The 20,954-nt window shown below is 69.7% G+C and carries 21 protein-coding genes; 16 read left to right on the plus strand and 5 right to left on the minus strand.

The window, feature by feature from the left end:
- The 3 genes from LDO11_RS02055 to LDO11_RS02065 all read left to right on the plus strand — a co-directional run bounded on the left by LDO11_RS02055 (position 1) and on the right by LDO11_RS02065 (position 3,843).
- Positions 1-801 carry a CbbQ/NirQ/NorQ/GpvN family protein gene (locus tag LDO11_RS02055; RefSeq protein WP_129135687.1) on the plus strand — a complete coding sequence of 267 codons (801 nt, stop codon included), beginning with the start codon at positions 1-3 and terminating at the stop codon, positions 799-801.
- A 12-nt stretch (positions 802-813) separates the two neighbouring features.
- The gene (locus LDO11_RS02060; RefSeq protein WP_232140118.1) at positions 814-2,841 is read left to right on the plus strand and encodes a nitric oxide reductase activation protein NorD; all 2,028 of its coding nucleotides are present in this window, start codon (positions 814-816) and stop codon (positions 2,839-2,841) included.
- A gap of 126 nt (positions 2,842-2,967) precedes the next feature.
- Complete coding sequence (locus tag LDO11_RS02065) at positions 2,968-3,843, plus strand: ABC transporter substrate-binding protein (RefSeq protein ID WP_232140120.1); 876 nt, start codon at positions 2,968-2,970, stop codon at positions 3,841-3,843.
- Between the two features lie 90 nt (positions 3,844-3,933).
- Here the strand turns inward: LDO11_RS02065 and LDO11_RS02070 are convergent, their stop codons facing one another.
- Positions 3,934-4,941: an SDR family oxidoreductase gene (locus LDO11_RS02070; RefSeq protein ID WP_232140122.1), complete on the minus strand. Its 1,008-nt coding sequence runs from the start codon at positions 4,939-4,941 to the stop codon at positions 3,934-3,936.
- Between the two features lie 156 nt (positions 4,942-5,097).
- Between LDO11_RS02070 and LDO11_RS02075 the strand changes: the two genes are divergently transcribed.
- The 9 genes from LDO11_RS02075 to LDO11_RS02115 all read left to right on the plus strand — a co-directional run bounded on the left by LDO11_RS02075 (position 5,098) and on the right by LDO11_RS02115 (position 14,443).
- Entirely contained in the window at positions 5,098-6,066 is a 969-nt protein-coding gene (locus LDO11_RS02075; protein WP_232140124.1) for a DUF4344 domain-containing metallopeptidase, read from the plus strand.
- A gap of 155 nt (positions 6,067-6,221) precedes the next feature.
- Positions 6,222-7,871 carry an L-lactate permease gene (locus LDO11_RS02080; RefSeq protein ID WP_129135691.1) on the plus strand — a complete coding sequence of 550 codons (1,650 nt, stop codon included), beginning with the start codon at positions 6,222-6,224 and terminating at the stop codon, positions 7,869-7,871.
- On the plus strand, positions 7,868-8,089 hold the full coding sequence (locus LDO11_RS02085) for a hypothetical protein (RefSeq protein WP_129135692.1): 222 nt from the start codon (positions 7,868-7,870) through the stop codon (positions 8,087-8,089). Before LDO11_RS02080 ends, LDO11_RS02085 begins: the two co-directional genes overlap by 4 nt.
- A gap of 30 nt (positions 8,090-8,119) precedes the next feature.
- A complete protein-coding gene (ggt, locus tag LDO11_RS02090) occupies positions 8,120-9,772 on the plus strand; it encodes a gamma-glutamyltransferase (RefSeq protein ID WP_232140126.1) in 1,653 nt (550 codons plus the stop codon).
- Positions 9,769-11,409: an L-lactate permease gene (locus LDO11_RS02095; protein WP_232140128.1), complete on the plus strand. Its 1,641-nt coding sequence runs from the start codon at positions 9,769-9,771 to the stop codon at positions 11,407-11,409. Before ggt ends, LDO11_RS02095 begins: the two co-directional genes overlap by 4 nt.
- Position 11,410: 1 nt before the next feature.
- Positions 11,411-11,629 (plus strand): hypothetical protein, encoded by a 219-nt coding sequence (locus LDO11_RS02100; RefSeq protein ID WP_129135695.1) that lies wholly within the window; start codon positions 11,411-11,413, stop codon positions 11,627-11,629.
- Between the two features lie 149 nt (positions 11,630-11,778).
- A complete protein-coding gene (locus LDO11_RS02105; RefSeq protein WP_232140130.1) occupies positions 11,779-12,732 on the plus strand; it encodes a glutaminase in 954 nt (317 codons plus the stop codon).
- A gap of 154 nt (positions 12,733-12,886) precedes the next feature.
- Complete coding sequence (locus LDO11_RS02110) at positions 12,887-13,636, plus strand: hypothetical protein (RefSeq protein WP_232140132.1); 750 nt, start codon at positions 12,887-12,889, stop codon at positions 13,634-13,636.
- A 45-nt stretch (positions 13,637-13,681) separates the two neighbouring features.
- Positions 13,682-14,443 (plus strand): hypothetical protein, encoded by a 762-nt coding sequence (locus tag LDO11_RS02115; RefSeq protein WP_232140133.1) that lies wholly within the window; start codon positions 13,682-13,684, stop codon positions 14,441-14,443.
- Positions 14,444-14,505: 62 nt separating this feature from the next.
- Here LDO11_RS02115 and LDO11_RS02120 read toward each other — a convergent pair whose 3' ends face one another.
- Positions 14,506-14,817 carry an HPF/RaiA family ribosome-associated protein gene (locus tag LDO11_RS02120; protein ID WP_129135699.1) on the minus strand — a complete coding sequence of 104 codons (312 nt, stop codon included), beginning with the start codon at positions 14,815-14,817 and terminating at the stop codon, positions 14,506-14,508.
- Positions 14,818-15,039: 222 nt separating this feature from the next.
- Between LDO11_RS02120 and LDO11_RS02125 the strand changes: the two genes are divergently transcribed.
- A complete protein-coding gene (locus tag LDO11_RS02125) occupies positions 15,040-16,143 on the plus strand; it encodes an alkene reductase (protein ID WP_232140136.1) in 1,104 nt (367 codons plus the stop codon).
- A 78-nt stretch (positions 16,144-16,221) separates the two neighbouring features.
- Here the strand turns inward: LDO11_RS02125 and LDO11_RS02130 are convergent, their stop codons facing one another.
- On the minus strand, positions 16,222-16,944 hold the full coding sequence (locus tag LDO11_RS02130; RefSeq protein WP_232140139.1) for an rRNA pseudouridine synthase: 723 nt from the start codon (positions 16,942-16,944) through the stop codon (positions 16,222-16,224).
- An 89-nt stretch (positions 16,945-17,033) separates the two neighbouring features.
- On the opposite strand from LDO11_RS02130, the gene LDO11_RS02135 reads away from it, so the two are divergent.
- Positions 17,034-17,345, plus strand: a complete 312-nt coding sequence (locus LDO11_RS02135) for an ASCH domain-containing protein (RefSeq protein ID WP_129135702.1) — start codon at positions 17,034-17,036, stop codon at positions 17,343-17,345.
- Positions 17,346-17,382: 37 nt separating this feature from the next.
- Here the strand turns inward: LDO11_RS02135 and LDO11_RS02140 are convergent, their stop codons facing one another.
- A complete protein-coding gene (locus LDO11_RS02140; RefSeq protein WP_232140141.1) occupies positions 17,383-19,266 on the minus strand; it encodes a glycerophosphodiester phosphodiesterase in 1,884 nt (627 codons plus the stop codon).
- A gap of 71 nt (positions 19,267-19,337) precedes the next feature.
- On the opposite strand from LDO11_RS02140, the gene LDO11_RS02145 reads away from it, so the two are divergent.
- Positions 19,338-19,820, plus strand: coding sequence for a YehS family protein (locus tag LDO11_RS02145; protein ID WP_232140143.1), 483 nt, complete (start codon positions 19,338-19,340; stop codon positions 19,818-19,820).
- A 9-nt stretch (positions 19,821-19,829) separates the two neighbouring features.
- On the opposite strand, the gene trmY is transcribed toward LDO11_RS02145, so the two are convergent.
- Positions 19,830-20,423, minus strand: a complete 594-nt coding sequence (trmY, locus tag LDO11_RS02150; RefSeq protein ID WP_129135705.1) for a tRNA (pseudouridine(54)-N(1))-methyltransferase TrmY — start codon at positions 20,421-20,423, stop codon at positions 19,830-19,832.
- A 93-nt stretch (positions 20,424-20,516) separates the two neighbouring features.
- Here trmY and LDO11_RS02155 point away from each other — a divergent pair, with 93 nt between their 5' ends.
- The gene (locus tag LDO11_RS02155; RefSeq protein WP_232140146.1) at positions 20,517-20,954 is read left to right on the plus strand and encodes an HhH-GDP family DNA glycosylase; all 438 of its coding nucleotides are present in this window, start codon (positions 20,517-20,519) and stop codon (positions 20,952-20,954) included.

Here is a 20,954-nt window from a genome sequence, read left to right on the forward strand (position 1 = left end):
GTGGATGCACGCACGGGCCCGGCGGACGCCGGGCCTTACTACCTGCCCACCGGCAACGAGGTGGGGATCGTCGAGCAGTGCCATGCCGGCGGGCTGGCGGTGATGCTCAAGGGGCCGACCGGCTGCGGCAAGACACGCTTCGTCGAACACATGGCCTGGCGGCTGGGTCGGCCGCTGATCACCGTGTCCTGCCATGACGACCTGACCGCCAGCGACCTCATCGGCCGCTTCCTGATCCGTCATGACGACACCGTGTGGCAGGACGGCCCGCTCACCCGGGCCGTGCGCGAAGGCGCGATCTGCTATCTCGACGAGGTGGTGGAGGCGCGCCAGGACACCATCGTGGTGCTGCACCCGCTCACCGACTACCGCCGCATCCTGCCGATCGACCGCACCGGCGAGACGCTGGAGGCCGCGCCGGGCTTCCAGCTGGTGATCTCGTACAACCCCGGCTACCAGCGCATGCTCAAGGACCTGAAGCCGAGCACGCGCCAGCGCTTCGTCGCCATCGAGCTGGGCTTTCCCGAGCCGGCGGCCGAAGCCGCGATCGTCGCGCGCGAAAGCGGGGTGGAACGGGGCACGGCGGTTGCACTGGTGGAACTGGCGGGGCGGCTGCGCTCGCTGCGCGACCGCGGGCTGGCGGAAGTGCCGAGCACGCGACTGCTGATTGCCGCGGGACGGCTGGTGGCCAGCGGCATCGGCGTGCGTGATGCCTGCAACGCCGCGGTGATCGCGCCGCTGAGCGACGATCCGACCCTGCTCGGTGCGATGCGCGAACTCGTCGACGCGATGTTTCCATAGGCGGATGCCGGGGTGGCCGAAGCCGAAGACCTGGTCGTCGATGCCGCGCGGCACGCGACCGTTTTCATCCGTGATACCTGGCGACGCCACTACGCAACCGAGCCCGATGCACCGGTCGCGCTCGCCTCGCTGGCGCGCCGTCTCGACCTGCTGATCTCCGCTGCCTGCGGCATCAGCCTGCCCATGCGTTCGGCGCTGCCGCCGGCGCGGCCGACCCTGCTGCACCGGGTGTTCCATCCGCGCGCCTATCCGCGACACCGCCAGGCGGTGCCCGCGACCAGCGGTGACACCCTGTGGCTGCCGGCGCATCTGGGCACCTGCGACACGGCGGAAGCCTCGGCGCTCTACCGCGCCATGGCGTTGCAGCAGGCGCGCCGGGCGATGCGCGGTACCGCGCAGGGGCTGCTCGGCGAGGCCGACACGCTGTTGCGCGATACGGCACTGGTGCTGGAGGCACGGGCCGCGGAACTGGAAATCGCGCATGGATTCCCCGGGCTGGTGCCGGACCTGCGCCGGTTGCGGGCGCTGGCGCTGGCTGCACGGCCGCCGCTGGATGCCTTTGCGCCGGCTCGCCAGCCACTGGAACGGCTGGTGCGCGGGATCCTGGAGCACGACATCGGATCCGGTGCCGGGGTGGATGCCGGCAGCGTTGGCGATTCGCTCGCACGTGCAAGGCAGCTGCTGGCGGAGTGGGCGATCGATGCCGACGATGTGCGCCGGCTCGGCCCGATGCCGCTGTATCGCGACTGGTGGACAGGCGAACTGCGTGCAGGCGGCGGCACCGCGCGGCTCGTGGACGGCACGGCTGCAACCACCGCCGATGACAACGAAGGCAAGGTGCGCAGCGCCCGCATGGAGCGCCGGCCCGACGAGCGCGACGCGAACGAGGACGAGGACAGGCCCGGCGAGCCCGGCGTGTGGATGATCCAGCAGGACGCCCCGCACGAAGTTGCCGAGGACCCCTTCGGCCTGCAGCGCCCGGTGGACCGCGACGACGAGACCAGCGCCGACGAGTACGGCGACATGCTGTCGGAACTTGCATCCACGCGGATGGTGGCGGCGCCGGACCCGCCGCGCGAGGTGCTGCTGTCCGATGACCCCCCTGCCAGCCGCGCGCAGCTCGAGTTCGACCCGCAGGGCGAGGGCGAAACCCGCTTCCGTTACCCCGAGTGGGACCACGCCGACGCGTCATACATCGAACATGGCACCACCGTGCGAATGCTGCCGCCGCTGCACGGCAGGCAAGCGTGGATCGACGCCACGCTGGCGCGCCATCGCTCGCATCTCGATGGCATCCGCCGGCAGTTCGAGGCGCTGCGCCCCGAGCGCGTACGCCTGCGTCGGCAGAGCGACGGCGAGGACATCGACATCGATGCCTGCGTGGAGGGGCGCGCCGACATGCTTGCCGGCGGCTTCCTGCGCGAGGGGCTGTACGAGACGCGCAGGCCCGGGCGGCGCAGCATCGCGGTGACCCTGCTGGTCGATGCCAGTGGTTCCACCGACGGCTTCATCGGCCACGGCCGTCGCGTGATCGACGTCGAACGCGAGGCCCTGCTGCTGGTGTGCATGGCGCTGCAGGGCCTGGGCGAGCCGTTCTCGGTGATGGCCTTCTCCGGCGAAGGCCCGCACGGCGTGACCATGCGCATGCTGAAAGACTTCGACGAGGTCTACGGACAGGACATCGCCCTGCGCATCGCCGGCCTGGAGCCCGAGAACTACACCCGCGCCGGCGCCGCGATCCGCCATGCCACCGCGCTGCTGATGCGCCAGCCCGCCGAACACCGCCTGCTGCTGATGCTGTCCGACGGCAAGCCCAACGACGCCGACCGCTACGACGGCCTGTTCGGCGTCGAGGACATGCGCCAGTCGGTGACCGAAGCGCGCCTGCAGGGCATCTTTCCGTTCTGCCTCACCGTCGACCTGCAGGCGCCCGGTTACCTGCCCAAGGTGTTCGGCCCCGGGCATTACGCGCTGCTGTCGACCCCGGAACGCCTGCCGCTGGTGCTGCTGGACTGGACCCGGCGGTTGCTGGCGCGCTAGCAGGACGGGATCGAGGGTGATCCGGGTGCGACAGGTGCTGGACGTGCCTGCTCCGTGATGGCGCCGGATGGCCCCGATCCGCAGGCGGTCGATTACCCTGTGGCGCCTTTCCAGCGAGTGGTGTCGATGAAGCTGCAGTTGTCGCTCGAGTGGTTCCTCAATCCCGATCACCTGCCGATGATTGCCGGCATCGATCTCGGCTGGTATCGCGATGCCGGGCTGGAGCTCGAACTGCTGGTGCCCGACGATCACTACGACGGGCTGGCGGCGACGGTAAGCGGCGATATCGCGTTTGCCTGCAACGAGCCGCTGCACATGATCGATGCGCATCGCCCGGGGCTGAAGGCGCTGGGCTGCTTCTTCGAGACCGACGGCGGCATCCTGCTGCAGCGTTCTGCCGGCCAGCGGCTGCTCGAAGGCGGCACGGTGCGGCTGGCATCACCGGTGGCCGGCGGGGTGACCGATGCGATCGCGGTGGAGATCCTGTCGCGCTGGTGCCAGCGCCAGGGCGTCGCGTTCGATGCAGACCAGGTGCACATCGAAGAGGCGGGCTTCGCCCATCTCGACAACCTGCGTGCCGGTTACGACGGCGCGTGGCTGTGCTTTGCCAACTTCGAGGGCGTGGAAGCGCGGCTGGCGGGGATGGACGCGCACTTCATCGCCACCCACGACGTCGGCATGCCCAACTTCTCGGCGCTGGAGCTGTTCACGTCCGAACGCTTCCTCGCCGAGCACGGCGACGTGGTGGCCACGGTGACCCGGCTGATCGGCCAGGGCGCGCAGCTGTGCCGCGACGATCCGGCGCAGGCCGCAGCGATCTGGTACCGCTACAGCGGCACCCAAGCCACGGCGTTGATGGACGCGATCATCGCCGACACCTGCCCGCGCCTGGTTGCGCCGGTGCAGCGCGATGCTGCGCGCTGGCACGGCATGTGGGAACAGTTCGACCGCCTCGGCCTGAGCCAGGTGGATCGCGCAGGCTACGACGCGCTGTATCGATGATCCACCGGGCGGCCAGGCGCAGACGATATGGCTGGGTCGGCGGGCCGAAAGTCGACACCACGCGGCTCCCTCCGGATCGCCCTGCGGTGATCAGCGTTTCGCCCGCGCCAGGGCCAGCACGCCGGCGGCGGCCGCGATCCCGAGGCCGAGCGTGACGCCCGGGTAGAGCCGTGCCCTGGTGGTGAGGCTGGTGCGGATGCCCTTGTGGTCATCGTCGAGATAGACCCGGCCATCCTCGCCGGCCGAATGCAGGTTGTCGGTGGGCATGGGGGGCTTGCCGGTGGACTGTGCCTTGGGGAGCGCCCAACCGACCACGCGGCTCATGATCGACGGCACCGTATTCCAGGCCAGGGTGGATGCCTTGCCGGTTTCGCCGATGGTCACGGCGCGCACGTAGCGCTGCGCGGCGCTGAGGATGGTCGCCGCCACCAGTTCCGGGTCGTAGAGCGGAGGCATGACCTTGCCGCGTTCGCCCATATGGGTACGGCCGTGCTCGGAGATGGGCGTGGCGATGCCGGACGGTTTGATCACCGTGAGCCGTACCGGCGCGCCCTCGTTGGCGAGTTCCATCCGCAGCACGTCGGAGAACGCCTTGACGGCGGCCTTGCTCGCCGAATAGGCGCCCAGGATCGGCACCGGCATCTCCGCATTGATCGATGCCACGTTGATGAGCGTGCCGCCATCCGGGCGTTGGCGGAAATGGCGCACGGCCGCATGCGAGCCGTACACCACGCCCCAGTAATTGGTCTGGAACAGGCGCTGGTGATCCTCGGTGGGAAGATCCTTGAGTTCCGAGAACACCACCACGCCGGCGTTGTTGATCCAGGTATCGAAGCCGCCGAACTCGCGTACCGCGGTGTCGACGATCCGCTCGACATCGGCTTCCTCGCCGACGTCGGCCACGACACTGACGGCCCTGGTGCCGCATGCCGTCGCTTCGTCGCAGACCTGTCGCAGCATCTCCTCGTTGCGGGCAGCCAGCACGAGGCGGGCCCCGGATTTCATTGCGCGTCGCGCGGTGGCGAGGCCGATGCCCGAGGTGGCGCCGGTGATCACCAGCGTCTGTTCGTCGAGCTTTCTGTAACGATGCCTGTGCATTGTCGTCCTCCCGGACTGTCGGTAGGGCAGCCCATTCTGGCCGCCGCGCCCGCATCGCAACGTGAAAAACAGGCGCGGCCCTTGTCGCATCCGGCGGCTGCCGCGACCATGTGCGCTCCAGGCGACCGCGGGTCGCGCGTGATACGGCGAAACCCGATGTCATCGAGAGCCCGTGCGCTGATGCTGATGCTGGCAGTGGCCGCGATCGCAGCCGGTTGCGCCGGTGTGTCCGGCCCGGGGGCCGGGATGTCGCCGCGCGGTACCGTGCACCAGCGCATGCTCCACCCCATGCCGCGCACGGTGGTGCGCGCACGCCAGCCCGTCGCAGGGCAGGGCGCACCCGCGGCGCCGGCATTCGAGTACGCGTACATGCCACCGCGCAGCCCTGCGCTGCAGCAGATCCACGAGCGCGTGCGCGATGCCGACATGTGGCGTCGCCTGCCCGAACTGCAGGCGATCGACGGCATGTTCGCGCTGCCGCAGCGGCTGCGCTACGTCACCGCCGAGTGCGGCGAATTCGGCGCGTTCTACCTCCCGGCCGAGGCCGAGGTGGTGCTGTGTTACGAGACCCTGCGCACCCTGTACGAGCGTGGCCAGGAGCAGCAGCACGACCTCGGGCTGGATGCCGGTTATCCGCAGCGCTATGTGCTGGCCAACGTGCGTTTCATCGTGCTGCACGAGACCGGGCACGCACTGGTGCACCTGCTGGACCTCCCGGTTACCGGGCGCCAGGAGGATGCGGTGGACCAGCTGGCGGCGATCCTGATGCTGCGGTTCGCGGGCCTGGATGAAACCCCGGCGCAGGTGATCGCCAACCTGCAGATGGCGGCCAACTGGCTGCTGTCGCGCAGCACCGGTGCCTACAACCTGTTCGCCTACGCCGCCGAGCATGCGCTGGGCGAGCAGCGCTACTTCAACCTGCAGTGCCTGATCTACGGCACCGACCCGGACGAGTTCGCCGGCATGGTGGACGCCGGCGACCTCACCGCGGCACGTGCCGCCAGCTGCCCGCGCGAGACGCGCATGGCCAGCCGCGCATGGGTGCGCCTGCTGCTGCCGCACCTGGCGCCGGGCTACGAGGTGTACGGGGAAGAGGCGGAGCGCTGGTTGGGCGAGGGCGACTGACGGCAGCCGTCCGTGATGCATGCGCGGGAACGGCCCCGCCAGGTGGCGTGTCGCCACGGCAGCGGCGTCCGGATTTGACGTCCCCTCCCGCGCGTCGGTCCAGACTGCGTCGCCGACCTGGCCTGCAACGGCCGCCACTTCTACTGGAAGGTGCAATGGAAGGCTCTGGACTGACCGTCGACCTGTTCCGCTGGCTTCTGGCTTTGCTGCCGATCGTGGTGCTGCTGGTGCTCATGGTGCAGCTGCGCTGGACCGCGCCGCAGGCCGGGCCGATGGGAATGTTCGTCGCTGCGGCGGTGGCATTGTTCGCATTCGCCACGCCCTGGGAAACCGTTGCCGTCGCCGGCGCCAAGGGCGTGTGGGACGCGGTGTTCATCCTCTACGTGGTGTGGCCGGCGCTGCTGCTGTACCGGGTGACCGACCAGGCCGGTGGTTACGAGGCCCTGCGCCAGGGCATCACCCGCTTCAGCCGCAACGAGTTGTTCCTGGTGGTGGCGCTCGGCTGGGTGTTCTCCTCCTTCCTGCAGGGCATCGCGGGCTTCGGCACGCCGATCGCGGTGGTGGCGCCGCTGCTGGTCGCGTTCGGCGTGAGGCCGGTGTATGCCGTGGTGATCCCGCTGATCGGACACCTTTGGGCCAAGTTTTTCGGCACGCTCGGCGTGAGCTGGTTCGCGACCCTGCAGGTGGTGGATCTCGCCGATCCGGTGGCCACGGCGTTCCAGTCCGGCCTGCTGCTGATCATCCCGTGCGTGCTCGGCGGCTTCATGGTGGTGTGGATGTACGGGCGCTGGCAGGCGCTGCGCCATGGCTGGCCGCTGGTGCTGGTGATCGCGGCCATCCAGGGCGGCGGGCAGGCGTTGTTCGCCCTGTGGGATCCGGTGCTGTGTACCTTCCTCGCGGCGGCCGCGTCGGTGCTGGCGCTGTATCCACTGTCGCGCTGGAAGCGCTATGCCGAGCCGGCCGAAGGCATCACCGAACGCCCGGCGATGCGCGACGACAGCCAGAAGGAGGACATCGCGCGCGAAGCGCCGATGGGCCTGGCGATGTCGTTCGTGCCCTACATCGTGCTCAGTGCGGTGGCGGTGGGTACGCTGGCCATCGACCCGCTGAAGGACGCACTGGGAGCCTTCACCATCGGCATGCCGTTCCCGGCGGTCACCACCGGCTTCGGCATCGACAACGCAGCGGTCGAGCCGTACTCGCCATTCGCGCCGCTGACCCATCCGGGCACCTTCCTGCTGCTGACCTCGATCGTGACCTGGCTGGTGTTCTCCGCCCGCGGCTATTACCGCACGTGGGCTTCGGGCGAAGGACCAACGGTGCTCAGGGCCACCTTCAAGGACGCGGTGCCGGCGTCGGTACCGGTGATCGCGTTCCTGGTAATGGCGCGGCTGATGGACCACTCCGGACAGAACGAGATGCTGGCGCTCGGCATCGCCGAAGTGGCCCCGGCGTACGTGTTCGCCGCGCTGTCGGCCAGCATCGGCGCACTGGGCGCGTTCATGACGTCGAGCAGCACCTCGTCGAACGTCCTGTTCTCCGACCTGCAGCACACGGTCGCACGCCTGAAGGGCCTGCCGGAGGCGGCCATCATCGCCGCGCAGAGTGCGGGTGGTTCGATCGGCAACGCGATCGCACCGGCCAACGTGGTGCTGGGTGCCAGTACCGCGGGCATCGCCGGCAGGGAAGGCGAGATCCTGCGCAAGGTGATTCCGTGGACGATCGTCGCGCTGCTGGTCACCGGCGCGGCAACCGTACTGCTGGTGCTGGCGACCGGCGGCCTGGCCATGGGGGGGCAGTCATGAGCAATCTCGCCGCGCTGACGCTTTCGCTGGTGCTGCTGCTGGTGGCGTTTCCGCTGATCAGCCTTGGCACCTGGAACGACAACCCCGCGCTGTGGTGGGCGGGCCTGCTGGCGCTTGCCGCCGGGGGCCTGCTGCCGCCGCTGCGGCGCTTCATTGGTCGCCTGCGCGCCGACCCCCCGACCGCGGTGGGCCTGTGCGAGGACGAGCGCGTTTCCTGAAAACGCGTTCCTGCAAATAGGAGGATCACGATGAGCCATCCCGACGGGCCCCGGACAGGCCGCCCCCCTACCTACGCTTCGCGCGGCATGGTGAGTACGCCGCATGTGCTGGCCAGCTCGGCCGGGCTGGAGGCGCTGCAACGCGGCGGCAGCGCGGTGGACGCGGCGATCGCCGCCAATGCGGTGCTGTGCGTGGTGTATCCGCACATGGCCGGGCTCGGCGGCGACGGCTTCTGGCTGATCGGCGGTGGCGGAAGCGACGGCGTCGCGGCGCTGCATGCCAGCGGCCCGGCCGCGCGCGCGGCGACACCGGAGTTCTACCGCGAGCGTGGCTGCACCGACGCGATCCCGATGCGCGGCGCGATGGCCGCGCTGACCGTGCCCGGCGCGGTCGACGGCTGGCGGCTGGCACATGAGCGCCATGGCCGGCTGCCATGGGCGGACCTGTTCACTGCGGCGATCCACTACGCGCGCGAGGGCATGCCGGTCAGCCGCTCGCTGGCGGACTGGCTGGTGACCGATGCGGCGCTGCTGCGCGACTACCCGCGGACCGCCAGCATCTTCCTGCCCGAGGGCGATCCCCAGCGCGAGGGCGCCAGGCTGGTGCAGCAGGCGTTGGCGCGCACGCTCGAGACCATCGCGCAGGGCGGCGCACGCGCGCTTTACGAGGGCGAGCTGCCCGCGCGGATCTGCGCCGGCCTGCGCGAGGCGGGTTCGCCGCTGGAGGCCGGCGACTTCGCCGCGTACCACGCGCGCTGGGTGGACCCGATCCGCTCCAGCTACCGCGGCTACGACGTGGTGCAGATGCCGCCCAATACCCAGGGCTTCGCCGCGCTGCAGATCCTCAACCTGCTGGAAGGCTTCGACGTGGCCGCATGGGGCGAGGGCACCGCGGACTATTACCACCACATGGCGGAAGTGGTGAAGGTGGCCTTCGCCGACCGCGACGAATGGCTGACCGACCCCGCGCACGTGGACATCCCGCTCGAACGCCTGCTGTCGAAGGAATACGCCGACGAGCGCCGCCGGCTGATCGACCCCCGGCGCGCGCTGGGCAAGGTCGAGCCCGGCGTCCGCTTCGGCGGCCATGCGCAACGCGAGGCGCCCGGTGGCGACACCTGCTATTTCTGCGCCGTGGACGACGACGGGCTGGTGGTTTCGCTGATCCAGTCGATCTACCACGACTTCGGCTCATGCGTGACCGGCGGCGATACCGGCGTGATCCTGCAGAACCGCGGCTCGTTCTTCTCGCTCGATGCCGCGCATCCCAACTGCCTTGCACCGGGCAAGCAGACCTTCCACACCCTGGTGCCGGCGATGCTGCTCGACGACGGTGCGCCGGTGCTTGCCTTCGGCACCATGGGCGGCGAAGGCCAGCCGCAGACCCAGGCCGCCATGCTGACCCGGATGATCGATTTCGGTTATGACGTGCAGCAGGCCATCGAGGCGCCACGCTGGCTGATGGGCCGCACCTGGGGCACCGCGACCAGTGCGCTGTCGCTGGAGGCGCGCATTCCCGAGCAGGCGATCCGCGAACTCACCCTGCGCGGGCAGCCGGTGCAGGTGGTCGCCGGCTGGAGCGGCACCATGGGGCATGCGCAGGCGATCCGCATCCATCGCGACACCGGGTTCCTCGAAGGCGGCGCCGACCCCCGTGGAGACGGCGCGGCTCTGGGATGGTGAGCCCGTCCGGGCTGCCACTGACCCTGCCGCTGTGGCTGGCGGCGATCGCCCCGCTGGGCCTGGTGCTGGTGCTGTTGATCTGGCGTCGGTGGAAGGCGCCCAGTGCGGCCGCGGTGGGCTGGTTTCTCGCAGCGGCGCTGGCGCTTTGGGTATTCGAGGCGGCGCCGGCGATCATTGCGTTGCAGTCGGTCAAGGGCGTCTGGGACGCGTTGTTCATCGCCTACGTGATCCTGCCGGCGCTGCTGCTCTACGAGATCTGCGACGAGGCCGGCGCCTTCCGCGCGATCCGCAGCGGGATCGAGGTGATCACGCCGAACCGCCTGCTGCACGTGCTGGCGTTCGCGTGGGTATTTCCCTCGTTCCTGCAGGGCATCACCGGCTTCAGTGCGCCGATCGCGGTGGCGGCGCCGTTGCTGCTCGCCATCGGCGTGCGGCCGGTCTGGGCGGTGGTGCTGCCGATCATCGGCCATGCCTGGGGCAAGACCTTCGGCACCCTGGGCATCGCCTGGGAGGCGCTGGTGCGGGTGGCCGACACCGCCGATCCGGCGCTGCTGGTGCTGGTGACCGGCATCATGCTGGGGCTGGCCGCGGTGCTTGGCGGCGTGGCCATCGCGTGGCTGTTCGGGCGCTGGCGGGCGATTGCCGAAAGCTGGCCGGTGCTGGTGGTGTGCGGGCTGCTGATGGCGGGCGGGCAGCTGGCGATCGCCTACGTGGCCCCCAACCTGTCGGCGCTGGTACCGAGTGCCGCGGCGCTGCTGGCGATCCTGGTGTTCGCACGGCTGCGCTACCGTAGCCCCACCAGGATCGATTCCGGCCTGCTGGCCGAAGACGGCGGGCAGGCGCGGCACGAGGCGACGGCGCACCCCACGCCATCGCGACACCCGCCGATGCCGCTCTGGCTGGCATTCGGCCCGTACCTGCTGCTCACCGTGCTGATGATGGTGGTGGAACTGGTTCCGGCGATCCGTGACCCGCTGGCGTCGCTGCGTTTCGGGCTGCCGTTTCCCGGCTATGCCACCGGCTACGACGTCGAAACGGCGCCCACCCCGGCCTACCGGGCGTTCTCGCCGCTGGTGCATCCGGGCACGGTGCTGCTGCTCACCAGCGTGCTGGCCTTTGCGTATTTCCGTATCCGCGGCTATATCCCGGGCCGGCGCATCGACGACATCACCGTGGACGCGCTGCGCACCTCGATCCCCACGGTGATGGCGCTGGCGGCGTTCGTGCCGCTGGCACTGGTGATGGAAGGCGCGGGCATGACCCTGCAACTGGCCGCCGGCTTGGGCGAGGTGGCGACGCCGCCGGTGTACGTGCTGCTGTCACCGCTGGTGGGTGCACTGGGCGGCTTCCTGATGGGCAGCAACCTGTCGGCCAATATCCTGTTCGGGCCTTTGCAGGAACAGGCCGCGCAGGCACTGGGCGTCGAGCCCGCGTTCGTGCTGGCAGCGCAGACCGCCGGCGCGGCGATCGGCTCGTCGCTGGCGCTGCCGGCGGTGCTGATGGGGCTCGGCGTGGTGGGTGCGCACGGGCAGGTGGCCGATGCGCTCAAGCGCATGTTTCCGTTCGTGGCGGTGACCCTGGCGCTGCTGGCCCTGGTCGCGCTGGCGGGCACGATGCTCCATCCGGTGGGAGGCTGACATGGCGTGGTGGAAGGACCCGGTGTGGGAGCAGGGCATCGCGCTGGTGCTGGTGATTATCGGCGCGGGGTTGATCTGGTCGGGTGCGTCCCAGTCTGGAAAGCTGGATGTCCACGCCTTCTGGGGCGCGGTGCTGTTCTCGATCGGCCTCGCCCTGCCCATCGCGGCGCAACTTGGCCTGCGCCAGCGTCTGCGTCCGGACCGTACGGACGACATCTGACCGCGATGATGCCGCGGGGCAGGACGGCCGCTGAGCTCTACGCCCTGGGCGGCCTATGCTGGCGTCATGAAGGAGCCGGCCAAAAACGTTCTGGAATCTCCGCGGGTGCACCGGGTAGGCTGCTCGTCCCTGTACGCCTCGGACGCCGCATGCGCAGACCACCGCACAATCCCTACGACCTCAGCCGCGTGGACCTCGACGATATCCTCGGCACCATCAATGACGAGGTCCGCAAGCGCTTCGGCGAAGGCAGGGTGGCCGATTACATTCCCTCGCTTGCCGACGTGCCCAAGGACCGCTTCGGCATGGCGCTGGCGCTGCTGGACGGCACGGTGCATGAGGTGGGGCACGCGCGCGAGCGGTTCTCGATCCAGAGCGTGTCGAAGGTCTACACGCTGACGCTTGCACTGGAGGCCATCGGCGGCCGGCTGTGGGAGCGCGTGGACCGCGAGCCTTCCGGCGACCCGTTCAATTCGCTGATCCAGCTCGAGCACGAGAAGGGCATCCCCCGGAATCCCTTCATGAATGCCGGCGCCCTGGTGACCGCCGACGTGGTGCTGTCGAGCTACGACGACGCCGAAGCCACGCTGCTGGACTTCATGCGTGCACGCTCGGGCAACCCCGACGTGGGCACCGACGAGGTGGTGGCGAAGTCCGAGCGCGAGAGCGGCTACCGCAACGTGGCGCTCGCCAACTTCATCCGCAGCTACGACAACCTGCACAACGACGTGCAGGACGTGCTGGATTTCTATTACCTGCAGTGCTCGCTGCGGATGGACTGCGTGGACCTTGCGCGCAGCGTGCAGTACCTGGCCGATGGTGGCCGTTGCGGACCGTCGGGTGCGCAGGTGACCACCAGCGAAGGGGCCACCCGCATCAACTCGGTGATGATGACGGCGGGCACCTACGATGCAGCCGGGGATTTCGCCTACTACGTGGGGCTGCCGGCCAAGAGCGGGGTCGGCGGCGGCATCGTCGCGGTGGTGCCGCACGTGATGGGCCTGTGCGTGTGGTCGCCGGCGCTGGACGACAAGGGCAACTCGCTGCTCGGCCGCTATGCGTTGCACCGTTTCACGCGGATGACGGGCTTGTCGGTGTTCTGAGCGCTGCCGGTGCTGCCCGCATCTGCGACTGGCGCCATTGCCGGGCGCGTGGTCGCTTCCAGGGCGGTCTGATCCATGCGTGGATCGCGCGGAGGGGGGAGGCGTAAAGCATCGGGGGGCCGGGCCGATAGAGAACTGGCGTTCGCACACCGACATGGACGAACAGAAGGAAGGGGCAGGGACGATGGGACTGGATGGATACCGGTACGCAGCGGCGATTACGGCGTCGGGCGTGTTGGCCGGGCGGATGCTGGCGATCGGCCTCTCGCTGATGATTGCGGCGTGCGCACCGCGCGACGCCGAGACCACCGGGGAGCGTCCGCCACGTGCCGGCGAACCACTGAATCCGCTGCGAACGGCCGCACAGGTGGCCAGCATCCGCAGCTCGGCCCTGCTCGGTGATCGCGACGGTGTGCAGGCGGGTATGGAGGCGCTCAACGACGACTTCCGACGGTCCATCCGGCTCGCCGATGTGTCCAGGCCCGTGGATCGCGAAGCCGCGCGCGCGGCCGCCCGCGAGGTGCCGGGTGTGCGTTCGGTGGCATGGATCGATCGCGAAAACATTCTCGCGATCGTGTCCCATGATGCCGCGCGCAGTCACGACACCATCGATGCGATCTGCGTAGCGCTCGATCCGTTGGGAGACACCCTGGGCGTGGTGGTCAATCTCCAGAGTGGCGCGGCCACCACCGGCGACGCACTGGAGATCCTGAGCCGGAACTGCCAGCTCGAGCCGGGGGAGCGCGCGATGTTCCAGCGCAACCGCCAGGTAGACGTCATCGCGCCGGAGTTGCGGGCGCTGCACAAGCGCAACAACGCCAGTGCGGAGCCGGACCTGCATGCACTTCGCCGCAGGCAGGCCGAGGCCATGAAAGTGATCGAAGACACGACGCCGACGTTCTGACCCGCCCGGCATCGCGGCTTCACGCCTGGCGCCTATGCTTGCGCGATGAAGCAGCTGGCCGAAACGTTCTGGAATCTCCGCGGGGTGTACCGGGTGGGCGGCGTGCTCGATATCGGCACGCATATGTCGATCGTGCGGCGGCCGGACGGCCGATACGTGGTGATCGATGGCTGCGCACTCGATGAGCCGCAACGCAGGGCGCTGATGGCACTGACCGGCGACGGCGCGCTGGTGGGTGCGGTGGTGCATGTGCACCCGTTCCACACCCTGCATGTGGAAGCCACGCACCGGCTGTTCCCGGCGGCAACCCTGTATGGCACCGCGCGGCATCGCCGCAAGGCACCGTCGCTGCCGTGGGCCGGCACGCCGGTGGAGGAATGGGGTGGCGACCACCCGCTGGCGGACGTGTTCGATCTTTCAGTGCCCGATGGCGTCGACTTCGTCTGCCCGGACGAGCGCGTGCACGTGGCCTCGGTGCTGGTGCGACACCGAAGCGAAGGCATCGTCCATGTCGACGACACCTTCAATGTGATGGCAGCGCCGGGACTCCTGCGCGGTGTGCTTCCACAGTCGTCGCTACGCATGCACCCGATGCTTGCGCGTGGGCTGAAGCAGACCGCGGGTGCCGCGGATGCCTACGCGGCGTGGGCCCGGCGCCTGGCGGTGGAGTGGGCCGATACCCGGATCGTGTGCGCCGCGCACTCGGCCGTGCGGACACTTCCAGCGGGCGGCTTCAGGGAGGAAGTGCATGCGGCGCTGGCGCGCGTGTCCCGCACGCTGGAGCGCCATCGCGCCCGACACGGGTAACCGGCAAGGTGCGCGGCAGGCGCGCGCACGGCGCGCCCGCCGGTATCGGCAAGCGCGGTGCCTCAGTAACCGCGTTCCTTCTCGATGCGCGAATCCAGCAACCCCTTGAGCTTGTCGCAGGCGCCGCGCACGGCACGGTCGATGTCCTGCTCTTCGTGGCTGGCCGCTATCGGGTCGTCATTCTGCATACGCACTTCGATCGCACAGCGCTTGTCCTGGCCGCCCTTGATCGAGTTGGTGTCGGAGATGAACACCTCGATCCGGCTCAGGCGCGGGAAGAACCGCCCGAGATGCTGCTCGAGCATGCCGTTGATATGCGTCTCCAGCGCATCGGTGCCGTCGATATGGTTGTCGGTGTTCAACTGGATGATCACTGGGCGGCTCCTCTGGTTGCGAAGGTTTCCGCCACCATCGCATCCGCCGCGCGGGCCTTACGTGAAGCGTGCACCGCGCGCCGCCACCGGAAAAACGTGCATCGCCCGGTTCCCATGCGCATGGCACGCGCGGCTCACGCGGCGTCGCCGTCGCACAGGGCAGGTTGCGATCCTTGCCGGCCGCACCCATCAAGGGTCCGTCCCCACGCTCACGGAGTTGTCATGCATTCGCACCTGCTGTCGCCGGTCCAGGCCGGTTCGCTCACCCTTCCCAACCGCGTGGTCATGGCGCCACTGACGCGTTCGCGCGCGGGCCAGCCCGGCGACGTGCCCACGCCACTCAACGCCACGTACTACGCGCAGCGCGCCAGCGCCGGGCTGATCGTCTCGGAAGCGACGCAGATCTCCCCACAGGGCCAGGGCTATGCGTGGACGCCGGGCATCTACAGCGACGCGCAGGAAGCCGGCTGGAAGCAGGTGACGGATGCCGTGCATGCCAGGGGCGGACGCATCGCCGCGCAGCTGTGGCACGTCGGTCGCATCTCGCACCCGCTGGCGCAGGTGGATGGCGCGACCCCGGTTGCGCCTTCAGCGATCGCCGCGGAAGGCGCGAGTGCCTTCGTGGTGCAGGAGGACGGCACCCCGGGCAACGTGCCCACGGCGGTGCCCCGTGCGCTGGAAACCGACGAGATCGCCGGTGTGGTGGCCGATTATGCGAGTGCCGCGCAACGCGCCGACCGTGCCGGTTTCGACATGGTGGAGGTGCATGCCGCCAACGGCTATCTGCTGCAGCAGTTCCTGTCGACCAACAGCAACACCCGCAGTGATCGTTACGGCGGGTCGCTCGAGAACCGTGCGCGGATCGTGCTGGAGGTGGTGGATGCGGTGGTGGACGCGCTCGGTGCGGGCCGCGTGGGCGTGCGCCTGTCGCCGTATTTCAGCGGGCATGGCATCGCCGACGCGGAGCCGGAGCAAAGCGCGCTGTACCTGGCGCGGGAGTTCAGCCGCCGCGGCCTCGCCTACCTGCATATCGCCGAGCCGGACTGGGCCGGTGGCCCGAAGCTGGACGAGGCGTTCCGCCGCGCATTGCGCGAGGCTTTCCAGGGTGTGCTGGTCTTCTGCGGCGGCTATACGGCCCGGACCGCGGATGCGCTGATCGCATCGGGCGTCGCCGATGCCGTGGCGTTCGGGCGGCCATTCATTGCCAATCCGGACCTGGTCGAACGCTTCCGCGCCGGTGCCACGCTCAACGAGCCGGACCCCTCGACCTTCTACGGCGGCGCCGAGCGCGGTTATACCGATTACCCGACGATGGAACAGGGCTGAGCGCCCCCGCACAGGTTCCAGGCGCAGGCATTCCCGAAGCGGGGTGCCTGCATCGGCCAGGCCGTTACCGGATGTTGCTCAGAAGCGCTCGCCCACCGGCAGGTAGCGCCACGTGCCCACGGGCATCTTCGCCAGCGCGATCCTGCCGATGCGGATGCGGCGGATCGCCACCACCTCCAGGCCGACCTCCGCGCACATGTGGCGCAGCTGCCCGCCCTGCACGCCCTTGAGCGCGAAACGCAGGCGGATCTCGTTCTGCCAGCTCACCTTGCAGCGCGGGATCGCGCGGCCGCCGTATTCCAGGCCGTGGTTGAGGCGTGCGAGGCCCCATGGCGACAGTTCGCCGCTGACCTCGACGATGTATTCCTGTTCGATCCCGTCGCGGTCCTCGGTGAGGCGGCGCCACACGCGGCCGTCCTGGGTAAGCACCATCAGCCCGCTGGCTTCGGCATCCAGCGGCACCAGCGGGGTCAGGCGGTGGAAGTGGCGCTGCAGCATGCGCACGCCGGATGGATCCTCCGGCCAGCGTGTGTCCGGCTGCACCAGCGGAGCAGCGGGCTGCGGGCCGCTGATGGTGTCGTAGCCGGCCGGCTTGTGCAGCAGGATGGTCGCCGGCTCCGCCGCGGCCAGTTGCGCGGCGGGGTCGACCTCGATGGCTTCGGTGGTCACCCGGAACGCCGGATCCTCGACCACTGCACCGTCGACCGAGACCCAGCCGCCCTTGATGTACTGCTCGGCGTCGGCGCGGGAACACCCGGTCAGTTCGATGACGCGTCTGGCCAGGCGTACGGGGTCGGACATGGAAGGCTGCCGTGGATCGGGCCGCGCAGTGTACCGGCCGTCACCTTGCGGGGTCGTGGTGCCGCACCCGCGCCGGCTATCCTGCGTCGATGGCCGGGTCACCTCCGATACTGGAATTCGCGCATCCGGTGTTCCTTGCCGGCCGCAACACCACGGTGCGGCGCGGCACCCGCTGGCATGGTGTGCCGTTCGCCCGTCTGCGGCTGGGCGACGGCAGCCTGTCGCCGCCGGTGTGCCTCGAGACCGCGGTGCGGCTGTTGCGCGACATCGATGCGGACGCGCTGAGGTTCGAGCACGACCCCGCCTGCCGCACGCCGGCAGGTCTGCTCGCGGTGCTGCGGATCCACTACCCGGGAATCCGCGAGGACGAGGCGGTCACGCTCTGCCACTTCGATCTCTGACCGGCCACCGGCGCGCCGGCAGCGGTAGCCGCCTGCCTCAACGCCGGAACCAGCTGTGCAGGCGCGCCAACAGCAGTTCCACGTCGCCCAGGGCTGCGCGCCCGGCACGCACGCGCACCGCTTCGGCCGGGACGTCGGTGCTGATGTCGTTGACGCCCAGGTCCATGTAGCGGGCCATGCGTTCCGGGTCGTTCACCGTCCATGCCTGCAGCAGGTAGCCGCGGCGGCGGGCATCGGCCACCGCAGCAGTATCGATCTGCAGGTGGTTGAGGCCGAGCATGTCGAAGTCGGTGCGTCGCGCGGCACCGGGCAGCGCGGCGGTGGCGAACAGCGCGAGCTGCACTTCCGGAGATGTCTCGCGGGCCGCGCGCACGAGCTCTGGCGACAGCGAGGCCAGCATGACCACGTCGTCCCGGCCGCCACGCCCGATTTCCCGCAGGGTCGCATCGAGCAGCGCCTGCGCGTTGTGCGCGTCTGGCTTCAGCTCGACCAGGGCAAGCGCGCGGCCGTCGATGAAGGCGAGCGCTTCGCCAAGCGTCGCGATGCGTTCACCGTGGAAAGCCGGGTCGAACCAGCTGCCGATGTCGATGTCGCGCATTGCGGCCAACGGCAGGTCCTCCACCGCACGCGGGTCGTCGGCCACGCGACGGAAGTCGCTGTCGTGGAACACCACCACCTCGCCATCCGCACTCAGGCGCACATCGAACTCGATCGCATCGGCGCCGGCATCGACCGCCGCCTGGAACGCGGCGAGGGTGTTCTCCGGCGCCACGGTGGATGCACCGCGGTGCGCGGTCACGGTCACCTCGTTGCGCAGGTTCATGCTGGCCACCGCCAGCGACGCCTGCACCAGCGCCACCACCAGGAACGCCGCTTCCGCGCCCCATACGAAACGCCCGGGGTGGGCGGGCGTGGCATCGACGGCGCGGCCGCCCCGGGCACCGCCGAGGCGGTGGAACAGGGCACGCACCAGCAACGTGTTGAGGGTGGTGCCCAGCAGCAGCACGCCGAGCACGGTAGCGGCGTACAGCGTCAGGTAGACCACCATGCCGATGTTGGCGAGCACGCGATGGGGCGGGATCCAGTCCAGCAACGGTGTCGCCGCGCGGTCGTACAGCGCGGTCACCAGCAGCGGCAGCGCAGCGACGGTGAGCGCCACGCCCACCACCAGCACCGCGATGCGCAGGTGCCGGCCGCGGGTGAGGTCGCGGCTGCGCACCAGCGCAGCCACCGGTGAACGGCCTTCCAGCACCAGCGCGGGCGTGGCCAGCAGCCAGCGGAAGTACAGCGTGGCGTGCAGCAACAGCCCGGCGACCAGGACCGGCAGGAATCCGGCAAGAAAACCCCAGAGTGCCGGCGGCCGCGTGGCCACCACGAAGTAGGGGTCGTATCCACCCAGCAGCAGCCAGTACAGGGTGCCGCCAACCACCAGCCAGGGCACGGCAAGCAGCGCGTGGGCGGACACCTGCAGGGCGGCCAGCACCGCCAGCGGCAGTGCGCGGCGCAGCATGCCGAGCAGTGCCGCGGCGGCGGTGCGGTAGCGGCAGCCGCGGCTGGCGGAGACCAGCAGCATGCCGGCCTGCTGCAGCATCACCACGTACCACGACAGCGCACCGGCCAGTGCCAGCCACGCCAGCGCCAGAAGGTCGCGGGCAAGGTCGTTGAGCTCGCCTGCCAGCGGCCCCTCGACCCAGTGCAGCAGCGCTGCCAGCGACCAGGTGGTCAGTGGTGCCGCGGCGATGGTCGCGAACGCGGTGAACAGCAGGTACCAGGCCAGCATCGGCCGGAGGTGGCGGCGCAGGTCGCGGCGGATGTCGTGGACGAGGATGCCGCGCAGCAGCTGGCGGTCGTCGGTGATGACGGCGGTCGCGCGGCCGCCGCCGTCGTGTCCGCCACCCTGCATGTCCCGGCCGTTGCGCATCGCCGGAAGTGTAGTCACCGCGCGCGAAGCCGGAGTGGGTAGACTGCGCGCCCCACCTCCCTGCCGGTCCGATGATCAACAACGACGTCCTGCGCAGCATCCGCTACATGCTCGACCTGGGCGACCAGAAGCTCATCGACATCGCCCGGCTCGCCGACCCCGCCTTCGACGTCGACCGCGACACCGTGCGCGCGATGCTGCTCAGGGAGGACGAGCCCGGCCATGTGGCCTGCAGCGACGAGGTGCTGGCGCACGTGCTCGATGGCCTGATCGTGCACCTGCGCGGGCGCGAGGAAGGCCGGCCGCCCCGGCCGGTGGAGAAGCGCATCAGCAACAACCTGGTGCTGAAGAAGCTGCGGGTGGCGTTCGAACTGACCGATGCCGACATGCATGCGATCTTCGACGCTGCCGGCTTCCCGGTGACCAAGCCGGAACTTTCCGCGCTGTTCCGCCAGGCCGGGCACCGCAACTTCCGCGCCTGTGGCGACCAGCTGCTGCGCAACTTCCTCAAGGGCCTGACCCTGCGCGTGCGCGGCGGCCAGGCCAGCGGCTGAGGCCGGTCGTCAGCGCTGGTCCAGTTCGTAGTGGATCAGCACCACGCACTGCGATGCGAACAGCATCCTCGGTCCGAGCGCCAGTTTCCGCGCGCCCATGCGTTCCAGGCCGGGAATGACCTTCTTCGGCATCGGGATGTGGTCGGTCAGCAGGAAACAGGGGTTGTCGGCGAACACCTGCCCGCGGATCGGCGTGCCCTTCGGGTCCATCAGGAACAGTTGGTGGTCCACCGACAGCGCCTGTACCAGCCGCTCGAAGCTGGTGGTGCTGACGGTGACGCCGGGCTCCACCGGGCGGGTCTCCTCCTTGGCCATGCCGCGCGAGACATCCAGCGCATGGGCGATGCGGCCGAGCAGCGTGCGCTCGTCGAAGCCGCCGATGTCCTGCATGGCATTGGCCTCGAAGCGGATGCTGCGCGAGTAGTCGCGGGTGCTTTCGAGCACCAGGTGGACGATGACGTCGGCGCGGTGCGATTGCGCGACGAAGACGGCGTTCATCAGCGTGTGCGCGAGGATCTCGCTGTGCGCGTCGCGGCCGACCGAGGCCAGCAGGGCCTGGCTGTCGGTCGGCGCCGCGCGTGCTCTGAGTACGAAGGTTCGCATCCGGGTCCCGTGGCCGTTCGCGCACCACAGCGGCGCGCCGGCTCCATTGTCCCCGTAAATCCGCCCGACCGTTGCACCCACCGGAGCCCATGCATGCTGCGTCAACTGCTGCCCCGTGATCTCGGCTTCGAAGTGCAGCCGCGCGACGAGGCGTCGCTGTTCCGCTGGTTCCTTGCCAGCTTCCTGTTCGGCAACCGCATCTCCCAGGCGGTGGCGGCGCAGACCTGGCGCGTGCTGGTGGTGACGCACGGGCTCGACACGCCCCGCAGGCTGTGCGCCTGCAACCACCGCGAACTGGTGCGCATGCTGGGCGAGGGCGGTTACCGGCGCTACGACGAATCCACCGCCGAGCGGCTGACGCTGCTGTGCAGGACGCTGATAGACGAGTACGACGGGCGCATCCTCGGCATCGCCGACGCGGCCCAGGACCGCGCGGATTTCGAACGCCGCGTGCTTGCGTTCAAGGGCGTCGGCCCGGTGACGCTGGGCATCTTCATGCGCGAGGCGGGGCCGGCGCTGTTCGATGCCTGA

It is taken from the genome of Alterluteimonas muca, from assembly GCF_021191595.1.
Classification (GTDB): domain Bacteria; phylum Pseudomonadota; class Gammaproteobacteria; order Xanthomonadales; family Xanthomonadaceae; genus Luteimonas; species Luteimonas muca.

What these genes read in the sequence shown, in the direction of transcription:
- LDO11_RS02065 (WP_232140120.1), top strand. Translation starts at nt 2,968, where the DNA reads ATGAAGCTGCAGTTGTCGCTCGAGTGGTTCCTCAATCCCGATCACCTG.
- LDO11_RS02070 (WP_232140122.1), bottom strand. Translation starts at nt 4,941, where the DNA reads ATGCACAGGCATCGTTACAGAAAGCTCGACGAACAGACGCTGGTGATC.
- LDO11_RS02075 (WP_232140124.1), top strand. Translation starts at nt 5,098, where the DNA reads ATGTCATCGAGAGCCCGTGCGCTGATGCTGATGCTGGCAGTGGCCGCG.
- LDO11_RS02080 (WP_129135691.1), top strand. Translation starts at nt 6,222, where the DNA reads ATGGAAGGCTCTGGACTGACCGTCGACCTGTTCCGCTGGCTTCTGGCT.
- LDO11_RS02085 (WP_129135692.1), top strand. Translation starts at nt 7,868, where the DNA reads ATGAGCAATCTCGCCGCGCTGACGCTTTCGCTGGTGCTGCTGCTGGTG.
- ggt (WP_232140126.1), top strand. Translation starts at nt 8,120, where the DNA reads ATGAGCCATCCCGACGGGCCCCGGACAGGCCGCCCCCCTACCTACGCT.
- LDO11_RS02100 (WP_129135695.1), top strand. Translation starts at nt 11,411, where the DNA reads ATGGCGTGGTGGAAGGACCCGGTGTGGGAGCAGGGCATCGCGCTGGTG.
- LDO11_RS02105 (WP_232140130.1), top strand. Translation starts at nt 11,779, where the DNA reads ATGCGCAGACCACCGCACAATCCCTACGACCTCAGCCGCGTGGACCTC.
- LDO11_RS02110 (WP_232140132.1), top strand. Translation starts at nt 12,887, where the DNA reads ATGGACGAACAGAAGGAAGGGGCAGGGACGATGGGACTGGATGGATAC.
- LDO11_RS02115 (WP_232140133.1), top strand. Translation starts at nt 13,682, where the DNA reads ATGAAGCAGCTGGCCGAAACGTTCTGGAATCTCCGCGGGGTGTACCGG.
- LDO11_RS02125 (WP_232140136.1), top strand. Translation starts at nt 15,040, where the DNA reads ATGCATTCGCACCTGCTGTCGCCGGTCCAGGCCGGTTCGCTCACCCTT.
- LDO11_RS02130 (WP_232140139.1), bottom strand. Translation starts at nt 16,944, where the DNA reads ATGTCCGACCCCGTACGCCTGGCCAGACGCGTCATCGAACTGACCGGG.
- LDO11_RS02135 (WP_129135702.1), top strand. Translation starts at nt 17,034, where the DNA reads ATGGCCGGGTCACCTCCGATACTGGAATTCGCGCATCCGGTGTTCCTT.
- LDO11_RS02140 (WP_232140141.1), bottom strand. Translation starts at nt 19,266, where the DNA reads ATGCGCAACGGCCGGGACATGCAGGGTGGCGGACACGACGGCGGCGGC.
- LDO11_RS02145 (WP_232140143.1), top strand. Translation starts at nt 19,338, where the DNA reads ATGATCAACAACGACGTCCTGCGCAGCATCCGCTACATGCTCGACCTG.
- trmY (WP_129135705.1), bottom strand. Translation starts at nt 20,423, where the DNA reads ATGCGAACCTTCGTACTCAGAGCACGCGCGGCGCCGACCGACAGCCAG.
- LDO11_RS02155 (WP_232140146.1), top strand. Translation starts at nt 20,517, where the DNA reads ATGCTGCGTCAACTGCTGCCCCGTGATCTCGGCTTCGAAGTGCAGCCG.